The 19,522-nt window shown below is 73.2% G+C and carries 17 protein-coding genes; 10 read left to right on the forward strand and 7 right to left on the reverse strand.

Annotated features, from left to right (window positions below; genetic code table 11):
* Positions 1-34: 34 nt before the first annotated feature.
* From ACZ601_RS03985 to ACZ601_RS04005, 5 genes are all read left to right on the forward strand, one after another.
* Positions 35-901, forward strand: a complete 867-nt coding sequence (locus ACZ601_RS03985) for a Rossmann-fold NAD(P)-binding domain-containing protein (RefSeq protein WP_469532596.1) — start codon at positions 35-37, stop codon at positions 899-901.
* Positions 902-1,075: 174 nt separating this feature from the next.
* Positions 1,076-1,693: a TetR/AcrR family transcriptional regulator gene (locus tag ACZ601_RS03990; protein WP_469532598.1), complete on the forward strand. Its 618-nt coding sequence runs from the start codon at positions 1,076-1,078 to the stop codon at positions 1,691-1,693.
* Positions 1,690-2,055 carry a DoxX family protein gene (locus tag ACZ601_RS03995; protein ID WP_469532599.1) on the forward strand — a complete coding sequence of 122 codons (366 nt, stop codon included), beginning with the start codon at positions 1,690-1,692 and terminating at the stop codon, positions 2,053-2,055. Before ACZ601_RS03990 ends, ACZ601_RS03995 begins: the two co-directional genes overlap by 4 nt.
* 85 nt (positions 2,056-2,140) lie before the next feature.
* Complete coding sequence (locus ACZ601_RS04000; RefSeq protein ID WP_469532601.1) at positions 2,141-3,151, forward strand: ATP-binding cassette domain-containing protein; 1,011 nt, start codon at positions 2,141-2,143, stop codon at positions 3,149-3,151.
* Positions 3,148-3,939, forward strand: a complete 792-nt coding sequence (locus tag ACZ601_RS04005) for an ABC transporter permease (RefSeq protein WP_469532603.1) — start codon at positions 3,148-3,150, stop codon at positions 3,937-3,939. Before ACZ601_RS04000 ends, ACZ601_RS04005 begins: the two co-directional genes overlap by 4 nt.
* Here the strand turns inward: ACZ601_RS04005 and ACZ601_RS04010 are convergent.
* Complete coding sequence (locus tag ACZ601_RS04010) at positions 3,897-7,103, reverse strand: ATP-binding protein (protein ID WP_469532605.1); 3,207 nt, start codon at positions 7,101-7,103, stop codon at positions 3,897-3,899. The genes ACZ601_RS04005 and ACZ601_RS04010 overlap by 43 nt on opposite strands.
* Before the next feature lie 90 nt (positions 7,104-7,193).
* Between ACZ601_RS04010 and ACZ601_RS04015 the strand changes: the two genes are divergently transcribed.
* Positions 7,194-8,156, forward strand: a complete 963-nt coding sequence (locus ACZ601_RS04015; protein WP_469532607.1) for a LysR family transcriptional regulator — start codon at positions 7,194-7,196, stop codon at positions 8,154-8,156.
* A 17-nt stretch (positions 8,157-8,173) separates the two neighbouring features.
* Here the strand turns inward: ACZ601_RS04015 and ACZ601_RS04020 are convergent, their stop codons facing one another.
* The gene (locus ACZ601_RS04020) at positions 8,174-8,479 is read right to left on the reverse strand and encodes a 4a-hydroxytetrahydrobiopterin dehydratase (protein WP_440577159.1); all 306 of its coding nucleotides are present in this window, start codon (positions 8,477-8,479) and stop codon (positions 8,174-8,176) included.
* Between the two features lie 50 nt (positions 8,480-8,529).
* Here ACZ601_RS04020 and ACZ601_RS04025 point away from each other — a divergent pair, with 50 nt between their 5' ends.
* Positions 8,530-9,336, forward strand: coding sequence for a helix-turn-helix domain-containing protein (locus tag ACZ601_RS04025; RefSeq protein WP_469532609.1), 807 nt, complete (start codon positions 8,530-8,532; stop codon positions 9,334-9,336).
* A gap of 72 nt (positions 9,337-9,408) precedes the next feature.
* On the opposite strand, the gene ACZ601_RS04030 is transcribed toward ACZ601_RS04025, so the two are convergent.
* The 5 genes from ACZ601_RS04030 to ligA form a co-directional block, all read right to left on the reverse strand.
* The gene (locus tag ACZ601_RS04030; protein WP_469533828.1) at positions 9,409-10,152 is read right to left on the reverse strand and encodes a YoaK family protein; all 744 of its coding nucleotides are present in this window, start codon (positions 10,150-10,152) and stop codon (positions 9,409-9,411) included.
* A gap of 156 nt (positions 10,153-10,308) precedes the next feature.
* Complete coding sequence (gene secD / locus ACZ601_RS04035) at positions 10,309-12,606, reverse strand: protein translocase subunit SecD (protein ID WP_469532611.1); 2,298 nt, start codon at positions 12,604-12,606, stop codon at positions 10,309-10,311.
* A 46-nt stretch (positions 12,607-12,652) separates the two neighbouring features.
* Complete coding sequence (locus ACZ601_RS04040; RefSeq protein ID WP_469532613.1) at positions 12,653-13,267, reverse strand: hypothetical protein; 615 nt, start codon at positions 13,265-13,267, stop codon at positions 12,653-12,655.
* Complete coding sequence (locus ACZ601_RS04045; RefSeq protein WP_469532614.1) at positions 13,264-14,082, reverse strand: type IV pilus biogenesis protein PilM; 819 nt, start codon at positions 14,080-14,082, stop codon at positions 13,264-13,266. The genes ACZ601_RS04040 and ACZ601_RS04045 overlap by 4 nt, the downstream gene beginning before the upstream one ends.
* Positions 14,083-14,238: 156 nt before the next feature.
* Entirely contained in the window at positions 14,239-16,380 is a 2,142-nt protein-coding gene (gene ligA / locus ACZ601_RS04050) for an NAD-dependent DNA ligase LigA (RefSeq protein WP_469532616.1), read from the reverse strand.
* Between the two features lie 301 nt (positions 16,381-16,681).
* On the opposite strand from ligA, the gene ACZ601_RS04055 reads away from it, so the two are divergent.
* From ACZ601_RS04055 to ACZ601_RS04065, 3 genes are all read left to right on the forward strand, one after another.
* Positions 16,682-17,644 carry a DUF1996 domain-containing protein gene (locus tag ACZ601_RS04055; RefSeq protein ID WP_469532618.1) on the forward strand — a complete coding sequence of 321 codons (963 nt, stop codon included), beginning with the start codon at positions 16,682-16,684 and terminating at the stop codon, positions 17,642-17,644.
* A 116-nt stretch (positions 17,645-17,760) separates the two neighbouring features.
* Positions 17,761-18,393, forward strand: coding sequence for a DUF305 domain-containing protein (locus tag ACZ601_RS04060; protein WP_469532620.1), 633 nt, complete (start codon positions 17,761-17,763; stop codon positions 18,391-18,393).
* Positions 18,394-18,467: 74 nt separating this feature from the next.
* Positions 18,468-19,520 carry a LacI family DNA-binding transcriptional regulator gene (locus ACZ601_RS04065; RefSeq protein WP_469532622.1) on the forward strand — a complete coding sequence of 351 codons (1,053 nt, stop codon included), beginning with the start codon at positions 18,468-18,470 and terminating at the stop codon, positions 19,518-19,520.
* Positions 19,521-19,522: the final 2 nt, after the last annotated feature.

A 19,522-nucleotide genomic window follows, 5' to 3' on the forward strand; every position in this document is an offset into this window, starting at 1 on the left:
GGAGGGGGCGGAGCCGCGCGGCGAACCTTGAGTCATGACAGACGACATGGCGAAGCAGCGGCAGGAATCGCGTACGGCCGGCCCGGTGCTGGTGACGAGCGGGACGGGCAAGACGGGCCGCCGGGTGGTGGAGCGGCTCACGGCGCGCGGGGTGCCGGTGCGGTCCGGATCGCGCGGGGGCGAGGTGGTGTTCGACTGGGCGGACGAGTCGGGCTGGGAGGCGGCGCTGCGGGGTGCGGACGCGGCGTACATCGCGTACTACCCCGATCTGGCGGCCCCCGGCGCCCCGGAGGCGATGACGGCCTTCGGGCGGATCGCGCGGGGCTGCGGGGTGCGGCGGCTCGTCCTGCTGTCGGGGCGGGGCGAGCCGCAGGCGGTGGTCGCGGAGGAGGCGTTGCGGGCGGCGGCCGGGGATGCCGAACTCACCGTGGTGCGCTCGGCGTTCTTCGCGCAGAATTTCAGCGAGGGCGCGCTGCTCGACGGGGTGCTGGGCGGCGAGCTGGTGTTCCCGGCCGGCTCCACCGCCGAGCCGTTCGTGGACGCCGGGGACCTCGCCGACGTGGCGGTCGCGGCGCTGTGCGGGGAGGACGGTGCGGGGCAGGTGCACGAACTGACCGGTCCCCGGCTGCTGACCTTCGCGGAGGCGGCCGCGGAGATCACCCGGGCGACCGGCCGCGCGGTGCGCTACCTAGCGGTGACGGGCCCTCAGTACGCGGCGATGCTGACGGAGTTCGGTGTGCCGGAGGCAGAAGCGGGCTTCCTCGCGGAGCTGTTCGCGACGCTGCTGGACGGGCACAACGCCACGGTCACGGAGGGCGTCAAGCACGCCCTGGAGCGCGACGCGACGTCGTTCGACGCCTTCGCCGCGGAGGCCGCGCGGGGCGGCGCCTGGGACGCGTAGGAGGTGGGCCGGGGGTGATACCCCCGGCCGCGCCTGCGGCCGCCTCGTCGTTGCCGCCCTGCGTTGGAGTGACTCCAGGACACCCCAACGGCCTTATGGGACAGGGCTGCCGCCACCGGGATCGGCCTGCGGCGGTCCTTGCGCACGCGACGCTCCATCCCTATCATCCCGAACATGTTCAGTGAACGCGTTCAGTCACGCGCGGCGCAACGGGAGGCGACCCGGCTCAAGGTGTTGTCATCGGCCGAACGGCTCTTCCGCGAGCAGGGGTTCGGCTCCAGCACCATCCGCCAGATCGCCACCGACGCCGGAGTGAGCACCGGCACCGTCATGTCGGTCGGGGACAAGGACGCGCTGCTCGTCGCCATCTTCGACACCTGGATCGCCGCCGTGCACCACGGCCGGGAGGCCGAGCACGAGCGGGGCGGGGTGGCACCGCTGTCCCCCGCCGTGGCGGCCGGAGCGGTCCTGGATCTCGTCGAACCCTTCATCAGCTACTTCGCACTCGACCTCGAACTGTCCCGGGAGTACGCCTCGGTCATCGTCCGGGGCGCTCACGAATCCGAGGTCTTCCAGGCCCTCGCCTCGGCCCTGCTCACCGAGCTCGAATCCCTCCTGGCCCGTACACCGCTGACCGCGACCGGGGCGGGCGCCGGCGCGCGCACCCTCTACTTCGCCTACCTGGGCATCCTCATGACCGTCGGCAACGGCGCTCTCGACCAGCGGGGCGCGATCAACCAGTTCCAGGAAGTCATCCATTTCGTCGTCGACCGCGAAGGAACCCGACAATGATCAGCACTCCCGACCCCTGGTGGCCGACCGCTCTGCTCGCCCTGGTGCTCCTCTCCGACGCGGCCATGTCCGTGCGTCCCCCGGTGTTCATCCAGCAGTGCCTGGAAGGAGTGCGCTTCCCCCGCGACTGGTGGTGGGTGCTGGTGGTCGTCAAGCTCCTGGCGGCGGTCGGGCTCGTCGCCGGACTGCGGTACGAGGGTGTCGCCGTGACGACCAACGTCGCGGTGATCGCCTACTTCCTGTGCGCCGCCTACGCCCACTACCGGGCACGGTTCCTCAAGCAGGAGTTCTGGCTGAACTGCCTGGGGATGCTCGCGCTGTCCACAGCCGTCCTGTTCCTGTCCCACCTGTCGACGTTCTGACGGCCCGGCCCGCAGCGGCCCGGTCGCAGGGGGTTGAAACCATGGTGAAACCGCGCTGAAGGCGCCGTGCCCCAGTCTCTGCGGCATGACCACAACGACCACTCGCTCCCTCGCCATCGAGGCCAGGGGGCTGCGCAAGGCCTACGGGGACAGGACGGTCCTCGACGCCATCGATCTGGCGGTGCCGGCCGGCACGGTCTTCTCGCTGCTCGGCCCGAACGGCGCGGGCAAGACCACCGCCGTAAAGATCCTCTCCACGCTCGTCCGGCCCGGCCCCGGCTCCGGTGTGATCAGGGTCGGCGGCCACGACCTGGCCGCAGACCCGCAGGCCGTGCGGGCGGCGATCGGCGTCACCGGGCAGTTCTCCGCCGTCGACGGCCTGATCACCGGCGAGGAGAACATGCTCCTCATGGCCGATCTGCACCACCTCTCCCGCCGCGAGGGCCGCGCCACCGCCGCCGGACTGCTGGAGCGCCTCGACCTGACGGAGGCGGCGCAAAAGCCCGCCGCCACCTACTCCGGCGGCATGAAGCGCCGTCTCGACATCGCCATGACGCTGGTCGGGAACCCCCGGATCATCTTCCTCGACGAGCCGACCACCGGCCTCGACCCGCGCAGCCGCCACAACATGTGGGGCATCGTCCGGCGACTGGTCTCCGAGGGCGTCACCGTCTTCCTCACCACCCAGTACCTGGACGAGGCCGACGAACTCGCGGACCGCATCGCGGTACTGAGCGACGGAAGGATCGCCGCCGAGGGCAGCGCCGAGGAACTGAAGCGCCTCGTCCCCGGCGGGCACGTGCGGCTGCGGTTCACCGACCCGTCCGCGTACCGGACCGCCGCCGTCGCCCTTCGCGAGGGCACCCGGGACGACGGGGCGCTGTCGCTGCGGCTCCCCAGCGACGGCAGCCAGCGCGAACTGCGGTCCGTGCTGGACCGGCTGGACTCCACCGGCGTCGAGGCCGACGAGCTGACCGTGCACACCCCCGACCTCGACGACGTGTTCTTCGCCCTGACCGGCGGCACCACCGCACCGGACCAGCAGCCCGGCGGCCCCGCCGTACCGGACCAGCAGCCCAAGGGGGCCGTCCGATGAGCGCGCTCTCCCTCGCCGCACGCGACTCGGGCACCATGCTGCGACGCAACCTGCTGCACGCCCGGCGCTACCCGTCCCTCACCCTGAACCTGCTGCTCATGCCGATCGTCCTGCTGCTGCTCTTCGTCTACGTCTTCGGCGACGTGATGAGCGCGGGCATCGGCGGCGGCGACGCCGACCGCTCCGCCTACATCGCCTATCTCGTCCCGGGCATCCTGCTGATGACCATCGGCTCCACGCCGGCGGGTACCGCCGTGTCCGTATCCATGGACATGACGGAGGGGATCATCGCCCGCTTCCGCACGATGGCGATCCACCGAGGGTCGGTGCTCATCGGGCACGTCGTCGGCAGCGTGCTGCAGTCGGTCATCAGCGTGGTCCTGGTCGGCGCCGTCGCCGTGGCGATCGGCTTCCGCTCCACGGACGCCACGGCCATCGAGTGGCTGGCGGCGTTCGGACTGCTCGTGCTGGTCGCCACGGCGTTCACCTGGATCGCGGTCGGGATGGGAATGGCCAGCCCGAACGCAGAGGCGGCGAGCAACAACGCGCTGCCGATGGTCATCCTTCCCCTCGTTTCGAGCGCGTTCGTCCCGGTCGACGCGATGCCGGGCTGGTTCCGGCCGATCGCCGAGTACCAGCCGTTCACCCCTGCCATCGAGACCCTGCGCGGACTGCTGCTGGGCAGCGAGATCGGTCACAACGGATGGCTCGCCGTCATCTGGTGCGCGGCCCTGGCCGTGCTCGGCTACTGGTGGTCGACGTCGTTGTTCGGCCGCGATCCGAAGTAGGCTCCCCGGACTCGGTCTTCGGCGGCGCCGGGGGCGCTCGCGGGTGCGGCCGCGAGCGCCCGGACCGCCTCCCGGAGCCCGTCCCGCCCCAGGACGGCGTACCGCGCCACGGCGTCGGCGTACGCCGCCCCGTCGGCGTCCTCCGCCGACAGCCGGGCGCGGTCCCGCGACATCGTCGGCTGGAACTCCCGCAGCGCACCGAGCCGTTCGGCCAGCGCGATCATGCGTACGGCCGAGGCGTCGCCGGACGCGAGCCCCGCCGAACCGAGCGAGTGCAGCACCGTTCCGGCCACGGGAAGCTCCATGGTCGGTCCGCACGGGCCGGCGCCCGGCGCCCGCAGGAACCGTCGCAGCCGGTCCGCCACGTCCTCGACGAGCCGAAGGCAGCCGGCCTGTGCGTGAGCCGTCACCGCCACCGCCTGGATCTCCAGCGCCCACGGGTCGGCCCACGGGTCGCCGCCGTGCGTCGAGCCGGCCCCTGGCAGCAGGTCCACGGCGTCGCGCCACAGCCCGAGCCCGGCCTCCGTCAGCCCTCGGGCGAGCGCGATCTCGGCGCGCACGCCGAGCTCTGGGCTGTAGAAGGCGTCCTGCTGCGGCGTGCCGTCGCCCTCCGCCTCCCGCAGCCAGTGCTCGGCCTCGTCGGGGTCGCCGCGCTGCAGGCAGGCCAGCGCCAGGCCGCTGCGGATGCCGATGTAGTCGTGCTCGTCGCCGAGCCGGGGCAGTACCTCCAGCGCGGTCCTCAGATAGCCGTAGGCGACGTCGCCCCGGCCCGTCCTCAGACACAGCTCGCTCACCCGGGACAGGCTCATGACCCGCATGGCCGGGTTGTCGACCGGCGCCAGCGCGGCGATCATCCGGCGCGCAGAGGCGAGCGCCCGGTCGATCTCGTGCTCGTACTCCCAGACGTAGGTGGCGACGCACTCGGCCACGCCGGCGACGAGCGGCTGCCCGCTCCCGCAGAGCTCGCGCAGCACGTCGTAGCCGGGAGGCACTATCCCGGGGACCGCGCTCAGTACGGTCGCGGCGGCCCGCAGCAGGGTGTCCGGCGGGGCCGGCGGCAGTCTCCGGAGGGTGACGAGCTGGCGCACGGCGCGCGGACCCTGGCCCATCAGCAGGATCGCCGCGCACAACACAGCCGCGGCGCGCGCGACTTCGACGTAGTCGGGCCCCGGCCGGTAGTGCGAGAGCGGCGGGCCGGTGTCCGCCGCGAGGGCGGTGAGTCGGGGGAGGTTGGAATCGGTGAACCACAGGGCGGCCAGCACGGCGGTGAGCGCGGCGGTGGAGGGGCCGTTGGTGCGGTCCAGAGCCTGCCGCAGAGCTGACACGAGGTTGTCCTGCTCGGCCTTGGTCCGTTCCCAGGCGGCCGACCGGTCCGGGCCGACGAGCGCCTCGTGGTGCGCGACCCCGAAGTCCCGTGCCCAGGTGAGGAACCGGCCGGCCGCCTCCTCGTCCTCGCCGGCCTCCGCCCGCCGGGCCGCGCTGAACTCCCGTACGGTCTCCAGCATCCGGAACCGCACACCGGCCGGGGTGTCCGTGACGGTGATCAGCGACTGGCCGGCCAGTTGCTCGATGAGGAGCAGCGCGTCCTCGCCGATGACCTGCTCCGCCGCATCGCCCGAGAAGCCGCCCGGGAAGACGGACAGGGTGCGCAGGGCGGCCCTGGCGTCCCGGGTGAGCAGGTTCCAGCTCCACTCCACGACCGCGTGCAGCGTGCGGTGGCGCTCCGGCACGCCCCGTACCCCGCCGCGCAGCAGCGCGAACCGGTCACCGAGGCGGCGGGCGATCTCCGGCACCGAGAGCACCCGTACCCGGGCCGCCGCCAGCTCCACGGCCAGCGGCAGCCCGTCGAGGTGGCGGCAGAGCCCGGCCACCGCGTCCGGCGGCAGCCGCACGCCGGGGCGGGCCGCACGGGCCCGCTGGGTGAACAGCTCGACGGAGGTGTCGAGACCGAGCTCCGGCAGCGGGTACACCGCCTCCGACGTCAGGCCCAGCGGGGCGCGTCCGGTGGCGAGCACCCGCAGGTCCTTCGAGGACGCGACCAGGTCCTGTACGAGGCCTGCGGCGCCCCGGACGACCTGCTCGCAGTTGTCCAGGACGAGCAGCGCGGTCCCGGGGCCGAGCACGCCGAGGATCCCGGCCACCGGGTCGGCCGGAACGTGGCCGGTCAGGGCGCCGGGCCGTCCCTCGCCCACGCCGAGCGCCGAGGCCACCTCCGCCGCCACGTCCTCGTCCGCGGTGACACCGGCGAGCGGCACGAAGTACACCACGCGCTGCCCGGCCCGCCGGCTGACGGCGTGCGCGAGCCGGGTCTTGCCGAGGCCGCCGGGGCCGACGACGGTGACGGCGCGCGATGCGCGCAGCAGCCGCTCCACCGCCGCGATGTCCTCGTGCCGGCCCAGGAGCGGGTTCGGCTCGTGCGGCACGCCGTGTCTGATGACGGGCGGTTCGCCGCGCAGCAGCTCGCGCTGGAGGGCCCGGAGGCCCGCGCCCGGATCGGTGCCGAGCCCGTCGCGCAGTTCGCGGCGGTACGCCTCATACCGCGTCAGCGCGGCGGACGGGCCCGCCGTCGCCGCCTCGCCGCGCAGCAGTTCGGCCAGCACCTCCTCGTCGCGCGGCCGGTCGGAGGCGGCCTCAGCCAACGGCCCGGCCGCCTCCGCGTGCCGCCCGAGACGGGCGAGCGCGAGGGCCCGCGCGCGTACGAGGGTGCGGCGGACGGGGGCGCGCTCGGTGCGCAACGCCGCCACCGGGTCGGCCGCGCCGCCGGCCCCGTCGCCCGCGCCCTCCCAGAGCCCGAGCCCGGCCTCGGCCTCGGCCAGCGATCCCGCGTGGTCGCCGGCCCTGGCCCGGTCCGCGCTCGCACCGGCGCGCAGCAGCAGGGCGGAGCTGTCGACGCGGTCCTCGTCGAGCGCGAGCCGGTACCCGTTCGGCGTGGCCACCAGGACACCGGTGTCCAGCCGCGCCCGCGCCCTGGACACCAGGACCTGCACCGCCTTCGCGGGGCGCTGCGGCGGCTCGTCCGGCCACAGCCCCGCCACGAGCCGCTCGGTGCTGCAGCCGGTGCGCAGGTCGCCCGCGAGCAGCGCGAGCAGACCTCGGAGCCGGGGCGCGGTGATCTCCTGCCCGCGATAGGCGACACGCGGCAGCAGGGTCAGATCGGTGGTCACCCGTGCAGATTAGCCAAGGTCCGGCGGAGGGAACCCGCACCGCCTCCCGGCACGATTGCCAGCAGCCCACCTGGGCCATAACTTGCCGTTATGGAGCTTGAGTTGCGCCATCTGCGTACCGTCCGTGCCATCGCCGACACCGGAAGTCTCACCAAGGCCGCCGCCGCACTCGGTCTCGCGCAGCCCGCACTGAGCGCACAGCTGCGCCGGATCGAGAAGGCGCTCGGGGGCCCGCTGTTCGACCGGGACCACACGGGTGCGCGGCCGACACCGCTGGGTGAGCTGGTGCTCGAACGGGCCCGGGTGGTGCTGCCCGCCGTCAGCGAACTCCAGGCGGAGGCCGTGCGGTTCGCCAACGCGCCAGGGACCATGGAGCGCTTCCGGCTGGGCGGCACGCACGGCCCGCTGCTCGGCGGGCTCGTGGACCGGCTGGCGACGGCGCACCCGGCCGCGCCGGTGTCCACGTACACCAGTTGGTCGGTGGCCGAGATCGCCGGCCAACTGGTCGATGGCCGACTCGACTTCGCGCTCATCGGCGCCTGTGGTGAGAGCCCGCCGCCGGTCGCGGACCGGCTGACGTGGCAGGTCGTCGGGGTCGATCCGGTCTTCGTGATGCTGCCGGAGAACCATCCGCTGGCCGGGGCGCCCGAGCTGGAGCTCTCCGCGCTGGCGGACGAGTGCTGGGCCGATGTGCCGGGCGACGGCTGTTTCGCGGACTGCTTCGTGGCGGCGTGCGCGCGGGCGGGCTTCAGCCCGGTGTCGGTGTACGAGACGGACACCGTGTCCGTGGTCCATCTGGTGCGGGTGGGGCGCGCCGTCGGGCTGTGCCGGGCGACGTTCCCGCCGACGCCCGGCGTGGTGACCCGTCCGATCACCGGTTCACCGCTGAGCTGGCGCCATCTGCTGGGCTGGCATCCGCGCTCGGCGGCGGCCGCCGCGGCGGCTGCCTCGGTGGGCGGACACACCCGCGCGGCGTACGCGGAGGCGGTGGAGCGCAGCGAGAGCTGCGCGCGCTGGCTGGCCGCGCATCCCCGGTTCGGCGCGGTGACCTGACGGGCCGCAGGGCTCGGCTACCGTGCGCCGTGGCCCGGAGCGACGGCCGCCACCCTGGCGGCGAGGGACAGGTCCTTCTCGGTGACCTTCCCGCCCGCGTCATGGGAGTTCACCGAGAGCGTGACGGAGTCGTACCCGAGCGTCAGGTCGGAGTGGTGGTTCAGCTCGTCCTGGATCTGGGCGACATGGACGGTGAGCCCGGCGGCGGCGAAGTGCGAGGGGAGCCGGTAGGTGCGGGTGATCCGGTCCCCCTCCAGCGTCCAGCCGGGCAGTTCGCGCAGCCGGTTCTCGATCTCGTTCCGGGGCAGCGGTTCGGCGGGCATACGGGGGCTCCCTCGCTCGTGGTCGGTGCCGGTGACGTTACGGTCTCGGCATGACAACTGTCGCGCTTGACACGGGGGTAGGGCCGCTGCTGCGCAGCTGGCGGGAGCGGAGCCGGATCAGCCAGCTGGAGCTCGCGCTGCGGGCCGACTCCTCCGCCCGGCACATCTCCTTCATCGAGACGGGCCGCGCCCGCCCCAGCGAGGAGATGGTCCTGCGGCTGGCGGAGCACCTGGGCGTCCCCATGCGGGAGCGCAACGCCCTGCTGGTGGTCGCCGGTTACGCCCCTCGCTATACGGAGACCGCGCTCGACGACCCGGCGATGGGCGCGCTGCGCGAGGGGATGGACCGGCTGCTCCAGGGGTACGACCCGTATCCGGCGCTCGTCGTGGACGGCATGTACAACGTGGTGGCGGCCAATCAGGGGATCGCCCGGATGACGGCCGGGGTCGCGGAGCACCTGCTCGTCCCGCCGCTGAACGCGATGCGGCTCACCCTGCACCCGGAGGGCCTGGCTCCCAGGATCCGTAATCTGCGCGAGTGGCGGGCCGATCTGCTGGCGCAGATGGAGCGTCAGATCGCCCTGGTCCGTTCGGCGGAGCTGCGTGAGCTGTACGAGGAGGTCGCGGGCTATCCGGTGGAGCCGGGGCCGGGTGGCGAGGAGTGGGACGGGCCCTCGTCGTCGGTGCCGTTCGCGCTGCCGCTGGTGATCGAGCAGGACGGCCGGCTGCTCTCGTTCGTCGCGTCCATCGCCACGTTCAACACACCGATGGACGTGACGGTCGCGGAGCTGGCCATCGAGACGTTCCTGCCCGCCGACCCCGGCACCGCGGCGTATCTGCGGTCGCTCGCGTCCTGACGGTGATGTGTGCGGCGTCAGGGCACATCCCGACGGGGTGACGCGCGCGGCGTCAGTAGACGTCCTGACGGGTCATTTCTTGACGACGGGCCGGGTCCACGGTCCGTCGTCCCGCGCCAGGACGCTCGCGGCCAGGCACACCACCGCGAGGATCGCCACGGCCAGCACCAGCGGCAGCACCGGATGCCCGTGCAGCACGGCCACGGCTCCGACCAGGGCGCCGGCCAGCATGGCGGCGGCCGAGAGGATCCGGCGGCCGGCCCTGCTGCCACCGCCCCCGGCGAGCCGCCCGTCGGAGGCGATGCCGGTGATGGTCAGCGTCAGGACGGTGGTGGTGAGGTCGGGTACGGCGAGCGACCGCGAGACGGCGTTCTGCGCGCCGAGGCCGAGCGCGAGCAGCACGATGAGGGCGAACCGCACGCCGCCGTCGTACGGGCTGCCGGAGATCAGCGTGACGACCAGGGCGGCCAGTACGCACACGGTCTCGACGCACAGTGCGTGCAGCAGCATGCGGCCGCGGTGGGCGTGGGAGTGGTGGACGAGCAGCCCGCCGGTCAGCGCCCCGGCCGCGAAGGCGGCGAGCGCGACGAGCGAGGCGGCCAGCGAGAAGCCGGGAGCGCCGGCGAACGCGAATCCGGAGAAGACCACGTTGCCGGTCATGTTCGCGACGAAGACCCGGCCCAGTTGCAGGTAACTGACGGCGTCGACCAGCCCGGTGACGACGGTGAGGGCGAGCATCAGCGGCGGCAGCGGTCCGTGCCGGTCGTTCATGTCCGGTACGAGGGTGGTCCATGCCTCACGCAGCACGACGGGCACGGGCACGCTCCGATCACGACGATCACGGGGTGGTCGATCAGGATTGTGCCGTTGCGTCCGGTACGAATGCCACGACCGACGCGCCTCGCCCCCGCGCCGGTCCGGCGGCACGGGGCGAGGCAAGGCGGGGCGGGGGCGAGGCGGGGCGGGTGCCGGCTACACGCGCGCCCCGTTGTCGAGCGGGTCCCGTCTCCCGGCTCCGGGCCGGCCGCGCGGGGCGCCCTTCCGGACGGGCGGCGGCGCCTTGCTGCCGCGTTCCAGGAGCAGCGCGGCCGGCACCGCGGTCATGACCGAGGAGTACGTGCCGACGACGATGCCGATCAGCAGGGCGAGGGCGAAGTCCGCGAGCGAGTCACCGCCCAGGACGGCCAGCGCGACGAGGATGAACAGGGCGCCCATCCCGGTGTTCACGGTTCTGGGGACCGTCTGCAGAACGGCCCGGTTCGCCACGGCCCCGAGCGGCTCCCGGCGGGCCCTGGCCCACAGCTCCCGCACCCGGTCGAAGACCACCACCGAGTCGTTGACGGAGTAGCCGATGACGGTGAGGAGCGCCGCCAGGAAGATGCCGTCCACGGTGCGTCCCAGCCAGGCGAAGGCGCCGACCAGAACGATCACGTCGTGTACGAGCGCGCCGACCGAGGCCACCGCGAACGTCCAGCGGAACCGGACGGCCAGATAGCCGAGCTGGACGAGTACGGCGATGGCCAGTGCGATCAGCGCGTTGCGCCGCAGCTCGTCGCCCAGGCTGGGGCCGATGAGTTCGTCCCTGACCTTGGTGGTCGCGCCGCCCTCCTCGGCCAGCGCGGCGCGCAGCGCGTGTTCGCCCGCGTTGTCCAGCTCGCCGGTCCGTACCGAGATGTCGCCCGCGCCCGCCGTGGTGACCTCCGCGTCGCCGAAGCCCGCCCCGGCCAGTGCGGAACGGGCCGTCTCGACGTCGACCGGACGGCTGGTCGCGTACTCGACGAGGCGGCCTCCGGTGAACTCGACGCCGAGGCTGACCCCGCGCACCAGGATGCCGGTCACCGCCACGGCGACCAGCACCGCGGAGACGAGCAGCCAGCGCCGCGGGAACCGCATCAGCTGCGGATCGCGGCGCTTCAGCCAGGTCCGGACCCGGCCGGGGCTCGCGATGCCGTTGACGCCCCGGTAGGTACCGACGAACGTGGAGCCCGCGGCGATCTCGGTGAGGGCGCGGGCGATGACCAGTGCGGAGAACATCGACGCGAGGACGCCGATGCCGAGGGTGACGCCGAAGCCCTTGACCGGTCCCGAGCCGAGGAAGAAGAGCAGGCCCGCCGCGATCAGTGTCGTCACGTTGGAGTCCGCGACGGCGCTCCAGGCGTGCCGGAAACCGGCGGTCAGCGAGGTGCGCAGGGAGCGGCCCGGACGCTGGGCGTGTTCCTCCCTGGCCCGTTCGAAGACCAGCACGTTGGCGTCGACCGCCATGCCGATGGCCAGGACGAATCCGGCGAGTCCGGGCAGGGTGAGCGTGACGCCGAGCGCGACGAGCGCCGCGTACGAGATCACTCCGTAGGCGCCGAGCGCGACGGCGGCGAGTGCGCCGAAGAGCCGGTAGACGACGGTGACGAACAGGGCCGTCGCGGCGGCGCCTATGAGGGCGGCGCGTGCGCTGGCGTCGATGGCGGCGGCGCCGAGCGTCGGGCCCACGGTCCGCTGCTCGACGATCTCTACGGGCACCGGCAGGGCGCCGCCCTGGATCAGCAGGGCGAGTTCGCGGGCCTCTTCGGCGCTGAAGGAGCCGGTGATCTGGGTGGAGCCGGAGGGCAGGCCCGTGCCGCAGCCGACGGTCGGAGAGACCTGTGGCGAGGAGATGACCTGCTTGTCCAGGACGATGGCGACCCGGCGCCGCTCGTCCTGGACCGGGTGGCAGGCGGCCTCCCCGGTGAGCCGGGTCCAGTCCCGGCCGGCGTCCTTGTGGAAGTCCAGCGAGACGGACCAGCCGGCGCCCTGCTGGGCGTCGAAGGAGGCGGAGGCGTCCTTGACGCCCGCGCCGGACAGCGCGGCGGGCCCCAGGGCGAGGCGGCGGCCCTGCTCGTCGGGGAGCGTTGTCCCTTCCTCGGCACCGGAGCCGTCGGGTGTGCCGGGTCCCTGGACGGCGTGGAAGGTCAGCTGGGCGGTTCTGCCGATGACCTCGGCGGCCTTGCGGGGGTCCTGGACGTCCGGGAGTTCGACGATGATCCGGTCCTCGCCGGAGCGGGTCAGGGTCGGTTCCGCGACGCCGAGTGAGTCGATGCGCTTGCGCAGTACCTCCAGGGTGCGGTCCGTGCTCCCCCGGTCCGCCTTCGCGGTGCCGGAGTCCTTGGCCTGGAGCACCATTCTGGTGCCGCCCTGGAGATCGAGGCCGAGTCTGGGGGACATGGTCAGCGTGATGAGCACGGCGACGAGCAGGACGGCCGCAGCCAGAACCGCCCGCACCGTGGTGGCGCGAGTCATGGGTTTCCTCCGAGGGGCGCCGGGGCCCTCGGGCTCTCGCCTTGGATCAGGGCGCCGCGGCAGGGGTGCGGAACGGGACCGGTGACAGGTCCCACGGCCGGTGAACGGCCGGGCCCGGAGGCCCGCGCACACCCGGGAGCGCGGCGCGGAAGCGGTCGGCGGCGGCCGGGGGTGCGGCCAGGGCGGATGCGGGGACGGGGAGCGGCAGCGGCAGGCCGGGCGGGCGCGGGAGCGGGGCTCCGGGGCCCGGCGGCGGGAGGTGCTGAGGGGTACGGGGGTGTTCGGCGGCGGCCCAGGGCTGGGGCGCGGTCACCGGTGCCGGCCGCAGCCCCTCGAAGACGGCGCGCGTACGGAGGCCGGGACCGGGGCCGGGGATGGCACGGGGGGTGGCGGTGGTACTGGACCTGAGCGGGCCCTTGCCGGCCTGCCGGGTTCCGGCCGGGTGGCCGACGGGGGACGCCGGTCCGGCCGTGGTCCGGGCGGACGGCCCTGCTCCGGCGGCGAACGCACCGCCCGCGACAGTGGCCGTGATGGTGAGGACGGCGAGGAGCAGCGCGGCGAGGTACTGGCGCAGCGGAGCCGCGCGCCGGAGGTGCGCCGGGGTGTCCGGCCGGTCCCGTGGCCGCGCGTCGCCCCGGGGCGCCCCCGGGAGGGGGGTCACCCGGCTCGGCCGGGCAGGGCCGGTGCGACGGTGGCGTGGCGGAGCACGGAGCTGAGGAACAGCCCGGCCCCGCGCACGACGGTGGTCGCCGGATCGTCCGGGAGCCGGACCGGGACGCCGAGGCGGACCGCGATCCGGTTGGTGACGTCGGGCCGCAGCGCACCGCCGCCGGCGAGCAGCGGGCCCCTGCGCAGGGCGCCGAGCACCGCGCCATGGCGGTCCTGCCGCCACATCGCCATGACCATGTCCAGCACGGCCCGGACCGGAACGGTGGGCGGGTCGCCCGGTTCCAGATCGCTGAGCCCGGTCTCGGCCAGCCGCGCGTCGCGGACCAGCCCGCCCACCAGGAGCGTCGCCTCTGTCAGTTCGGCACCGATGTCGACGACGAGCAGCGGGCCGCCGTCCTGCGGCCCGGCGCACGCGGCGGCGGCCCTGGCGCTGTCCAGGACGATGACGCTCGACGGGCCGAGCGCGCCGAGGATCTCCCGCGCGGCGGCGCGGTGTTCGGGGCCCGCGAGTACGGGGTGGCTGAGGACGATCACGGTGTCGCTGCGGTCGGCGCCCAGAGCCGCGTCCGCGACACGGCCGAGCATCCGGCCGCAGGACTCGGCGTCGACGATGCGTCCGCGCCGGACCGGGCCGCCCCGGCCGTACTCACCGCCGGGACCGTTTCCGGTGTCGGACACCACGCCCTGTCCGGGAAGCCAGGCACGGGTACGGGAGCTGCCGAGGTCGAGCGCGAGCCCCCGGGTCACTCCCCGGTGCTGCCGGTGAACGGAGCGGGCGTGCCGCTGTCCGTCGCGCAGAGAACGCATCGCCCCTCACCCCCGGCCTGCTCCCGCAGCCGTTCACACACCCATTGACCCGCTGATAGCGAGGCATGACCGAACCCTCACTATGCAATAGGAAGGCAAAGAAAGCCACTCTTTCGCAAAATCCAAGGACTGATCCTCCCTGACCCCCTGATCCCCTCACGCCTCGGACGGCAGGAACGCGCCGATCAGTTCGGCGAACTCCTCGGGCGCGGCGATCCGGACACCCAGATCCTCCGCCTTGGTGCGCTTGGACCCGGCCTTCTCACCGGCCACCAGCAGCGTGGTGCGCTTGGAGACACTGGAGGAGGCCTTCCCGCCCGCCCGCTCGATGAGCTCGTTCATCTCGTTGCGCGAGAGCTTCTCCAGGGCGCCCGTCATGGACCCGGTGACCACGACGGTCATCCCGCCGAGCGGCCGCCCCTCCGCATCGGCGCCGTCCGCGCTGTTGCCGTCGGCGCCCTTGCCGTCCGCGCCCTCCGCGTCCGCCTCGGTCTCCTGGCCCGGCTCAGGGGGCGGGGTCGCGCCCGGCTCTGTCATGTTCACCCCGGCGGCGACGAGCTTCTCGATCAACGGTGCGAGCTCGACCAGCTCCGCGACGACTCCCCCGGCCTTCTCCTTGCCGATTCCGTCGACGAGCTGGAGCGTCTCGGCGTCGGCGGCTCTGATGCGGTCCATGTCCGCGAAGTACCGGGCGATCCGGCGCGACATGGAGCGTCCGGTGCCACGTACGCCCAGGGCGCAGAACACCCGCGAGAGCGGCTGGGTACGCGCCGCGTCGATCGCGGCCAGCAGGTTGTCCGTACTGGTCTCGCCCATCCGCTCCAGGCCGAGCAGCTGCTCACGCTCCAGTGCGAACAGATCCGCGAAGTCGGCGACCAGTCCGGCATCGACGAGCTGGACGACCCGAGTGGCGCCGAGCCCCTCGATATCGAGCTGGTCGCGCCCGGCCGCGTACGAGATGGAGGCGACGAGGCGGCAGTTCCGGCCGCGGACGCAGCGCCAGCGCTGCTCGCTCGTATCGATCTCGGAGCCGCACTGCGGGCAGGCCTCCGGGAACTCGACCGGCTGCTCATCGCCGGTCCGCAGATGGGCGACGGGGGCCTCGATCCGGGGAATGATGTCGCCCGCCTTGTAGACCATCACATGGTCGCCCAGGCGCAGATCACGACGGGTGATGTCGGCCGGGTTGTGCAAGGTGGCGTAGCTGACGGTCGATCCGTCGATCTCGACCGGCTCCAGCACCGCACGCGGCGCGATGATGCCGGTCCGGCCCACGTTCCACTCGACGCCGAGGAGCCGGGTGACCTTCTCGACGGCCGGCAGCTTGTACGCGATCGCCCAGCGCGGTGCGCGGGTGCCGGAGCCGGCGTCGCGCTGGTCCGCCGCGAGGTCGGCCTTGATCACGATGCCGTCGATCCCGAAGGGCAACGAGGCGCGCAGCGCGGCGATCTCCTCGACCCGCAGCTGGACGTCCTCGACGGCGGTGACGGTGCGCGGAGCCACCTCTGTGTCCGCCGCGGTGTGTACGCCGAGCCGCGCGGCATATCCCAGGACCTCACTGTGGGGCAGCTCGGCCAGGGTGCCGGTCAGCTCGCCGGATTCGGGGAGCGGCAGGGCGCCGTACGCGAAGAACGTCATCTCCACGGTGTAGGGGCGGTCCTTGGCACGCAGGGTGCCCGCCGCGCCGTTGCGCGCGTTGGCGAAGGGGGCGGCGCCGTGTTCGGTACGGATCGCGTTGGCCTGTTCGAACTGCTCGGCCGTCATCAGGATCTCGCCGCGCATCTCGATCGTGACCGGCTCGCCCAGCTGCTCGGGAAGACCGGCGACGGTGCCGATCGCATGCGAGACGTCCTCACCGGCCGTGCCGTCGCCACGGGTGACCAGCCGCTCCAGCCGGCCCTCGCGGTAACGGGCGGCGACCGCCAGCCCGTCGAGCTTCGGCTCGACGCTCCAGGCGGTGACCGGCCTGCCTATCCGGCGCTCCAGCGACGCGGTCCAGGTGACGAACTGCTCGGCCGAGAAGACGTTGTCCAGGGAGAGCATCGGAACGGTGTGCGGTACGTCCCCGACGGCCGCGCCGCCCGCCACCTTGCCGGTCGGCGAGTCGGCGAGCACCTCCTGCGGATGGGCCTGCTCGTAGGCGGCGATCCCGCGCGCCAGCCGGTCGTACGCGTCGTCGTCGAGCGTGCTCTCGCCCGTGGCGTAGTACGCGGCGGCGGCCTGCGACGCCTCTTCGACCGCGACGGCGTATGCGGCGGTATCGGCGAGCACAACAGCTGAGTTCGTCATGCCCTCCATACTGCCGCCCACCACTGACAACGCCCCGGCGACGGAGTCCCGGCGAGGCCTCCGCGCCCCCCTCGGCCCGCCGCCCGCCGGCTTCCGTCGAAGCCGAATCCGAATCCGAACCCCGATCCCAATCCGGGACGATGTTGAGAGAGCGCTCTCCCAATAAACGGATCCTCAACAAGCTTCAAACAGCAGCTAGTTGAGGTTTTGTTCACTCTATTGACATGTCCAGAGCATCATTTTACGTTCCCTTGAGAGAGCGCTCTCTCGCACGAACAAGGAACCCCCACTTCCTCCGAACAGGAGTGCCGTGCTCTTCTTCCGTCGCAGATTCGCCCGTCATCGGCCCACCGCCGGCCACGGCCCCCGCGCGGCCCTGCCGCGCCGGCGGTACCGCGTCGCGGGGCTCGTCGCCGCCGTGCTCGCCGTCTCCTTCCTCCAGTCCGCCACCGGCAACGCGTCCGCCGGTCCGGACGCGGGCACGAACGCCGCTCCGGCCGCCAGGGCCGCGGACGTCGTCCGGGTGGCCGAGTTCCTCGCTGAATGCCCCTACACCCACCGGGCGCCCGACGACCCGATCGTCTTCCCGGGTCTGCCCGGCGCCTCGCACATGCACAGCTTCTTCGGCAACGACTCGACGAACGGCAACTCCGATCTCGCCTCGCTGGAGAAGGCCAGGAGCAGTTGCTCCCCCGACACGGACCTGTCGTCGTACTGGGTGCCGACCCTGTACGACGGCGACAAGGAGGTCGAACCCACCGGCACCACGTTCTACTACCTGGGCGAAGGCGTCCGCGACGACGTCATCCAGCGGATCCAGCCCTTCCCGCGCGGGCTGCGCATCGTCGCGGGGAACGCGAAGGCGACCGGTCCCGACGACAACACGATCTCGCGCTGGTCGTGTCTCCACCACGGGGAGGTCAACCCCTCGCACGACTTCGTGAACTGCCCGGCGGACGGGATGCTGGAGTCGTACCTGGACTTCCCGCAGTGCTGGAACGGCAAGGACCTCGACTCCGCCGACCACAAGAGCCACATGGCGTATCCGGTCAACGGCGAATGCCCCTCGACCCACCCCGTTCCGGTTCCCAAGCTGCGCCAGGTGCTCCGCTACCCGGTCAGCGGCGACCCGGCCCGGTTCCGGCTGGCGTCCGGTCCCGGCTACACGATGCACGGTGACTTCTTCAACGTGTGGCCCGAGGCCGAGATGGCCCAGCGCGTCCGCGACTGCATCAACGCCATCGTGAAGTGCGGGGCCGACGGCACCCCCTGACCGTCCGTCACCCCACCACCCAGCGGCCGCCGGTCGCGGGCTGAGCCGCCACCGTCCGTCCGACGCCCGTCCGGGGCACCGCGCCCCGGGCGGGCCCTTCCCCCGAGGACCTCGCCATGAAGGCGGCCCGCAGCACCGCAGCGCGTTCCCTGCTCCCCCTCCTGGCCGGATGCCTCCTGGCCGGATGCGCGGCCCCGGCCGACGCGAAGCACCCGGCCGCGCCGGTCCCCTCGGTCTCCGCCGCACCGTCCGCCGCCGCTTCCGCCGCCACCGGGGGCGGCACCCCGGCCGATCCGACGGACGCCGCCTGGGCCCAGCTGATGACCCCGATGAACGAGCAGGCGGTGGCCCTGCTCTCGCTCGCCGGGCAGCGCGCCGCCGATCCTCGGGTGCGCGGCTGGGCGGCCGGGCTCCGCGCCGCGCAGAACGGCGAACTCGCCCGGCTGCGCCCGCTGCTGGCCCGGATGGGGCTGCCCGACACCAATGTGCACGAGGGGCACGACATGCCGGGGATGGTGACGGAAGGCGATCTCGAACAGGCCAGAGCCGTCGAGGGCCGGGCGTTCGACCGCCTCGTCACCGCGCTGATCCGCGACCATCTGCGCCAGTCCGCCCAGGTGTCGCGCTCCGAGACGGAGTCCGGGACCAGGCCCGATGCCAAGCGGCTGGCCACTGCCCTGGTCTCCGCGCGCAAGGCGGAACTCGCCGAACTCGATCAGCTTCCTGGCCCCTCCGGGGGCACCGGCTGACGCCCGCCGCCATGCCGCCGCACGGCTCCGTACCCGTTTCCTGACCGGCCGAACCGCCCGGTATAAAGAGCTGCATGACTGCCGACGCACCGCTGCCCGCGCGCCCCGCCACCCTGGAGGACGTGGCCGCTGTGGCGGGGGTGTCACGGGCCACCGTCTCCCGGGTGATCAACGGCGCGACGACCGTGGACCCGGCGCTGCGCCGGATGGTCGAGGAGGCCGTGGACGCCACCGGATACGTGCCCAACCGTGCCGCCCGCTCGCTGGTCACCCGGCGCACCGACTCGGTCGCGCTCGTCGTCTCGGAACGCGAACGGCGCCCGGTCTCCGAGCCCTTCATAGGCCGGATGTTCTCCGATCCGTACTTCGGGCGGGTGGTCAGCGGGCTGCTCGAAGTCCTGCGCCCGGCCGGTATCCAGCTGGTGCTGATGCTGGCCGACGACCAGTCCTCCCGCGACCAGCTGCTGTCCTACCTGCGCCACGGCCACGTCGACGGGGTGGTCCTCATCTCCTCGCACGCGGACGACCCGCTGCCGGGGCTGCTGCACGACACCCGGCTGCCCGCCGTGCTCGCGGGTGAGCCGCGCCGGCCGACCCCGCTCACCTACGTCGAGGCCGACCAGCGTGCGGGGGCGCAGCTGGCCGCCGAACACCTGGTCTCGCTGGGCCGCCGCCGGATCGGTACGGTGTCGGGCCCGCAGGACATGCCGGCCGGTCAGGCACGGCTGACGGGTTTCCTGGACGCGCTCTCGGCGCACGGCATCCGGGACGTGACAGCCGTGGAGGGCGATTTCACGCATACGGGCGGCGCCGCCGCGATGAAGCGGCTGCTTGAGGACCGTGCGGACCTGGACGCGGTGTTCATCGCGTCGGACCTGATGGCGCTGGGCGCGCTTCCGGTGCTGCTGCGGGCCGGCAAGGAGATCCCCGACGACATCGCCCTCGTCGGGTTCGATGACAGCAGTGCGGCCACGGCTTGCGATCCCCCGCTGACGACGGTCCGGCAGCCGGTGGAGGAGATGTCCGCCGAGATGGCCCGGCTGCTGCTGAAGCAGATCGGCAGCCCCGGTGAGCCGGTGCCGTCGGCGATCTTCCATCCGACCCTGGTGCGGCGCCGCTCCGCCTGACG

This window comes from Streptomyces sp. NPDC104307, from assembly GCF_055584045.1.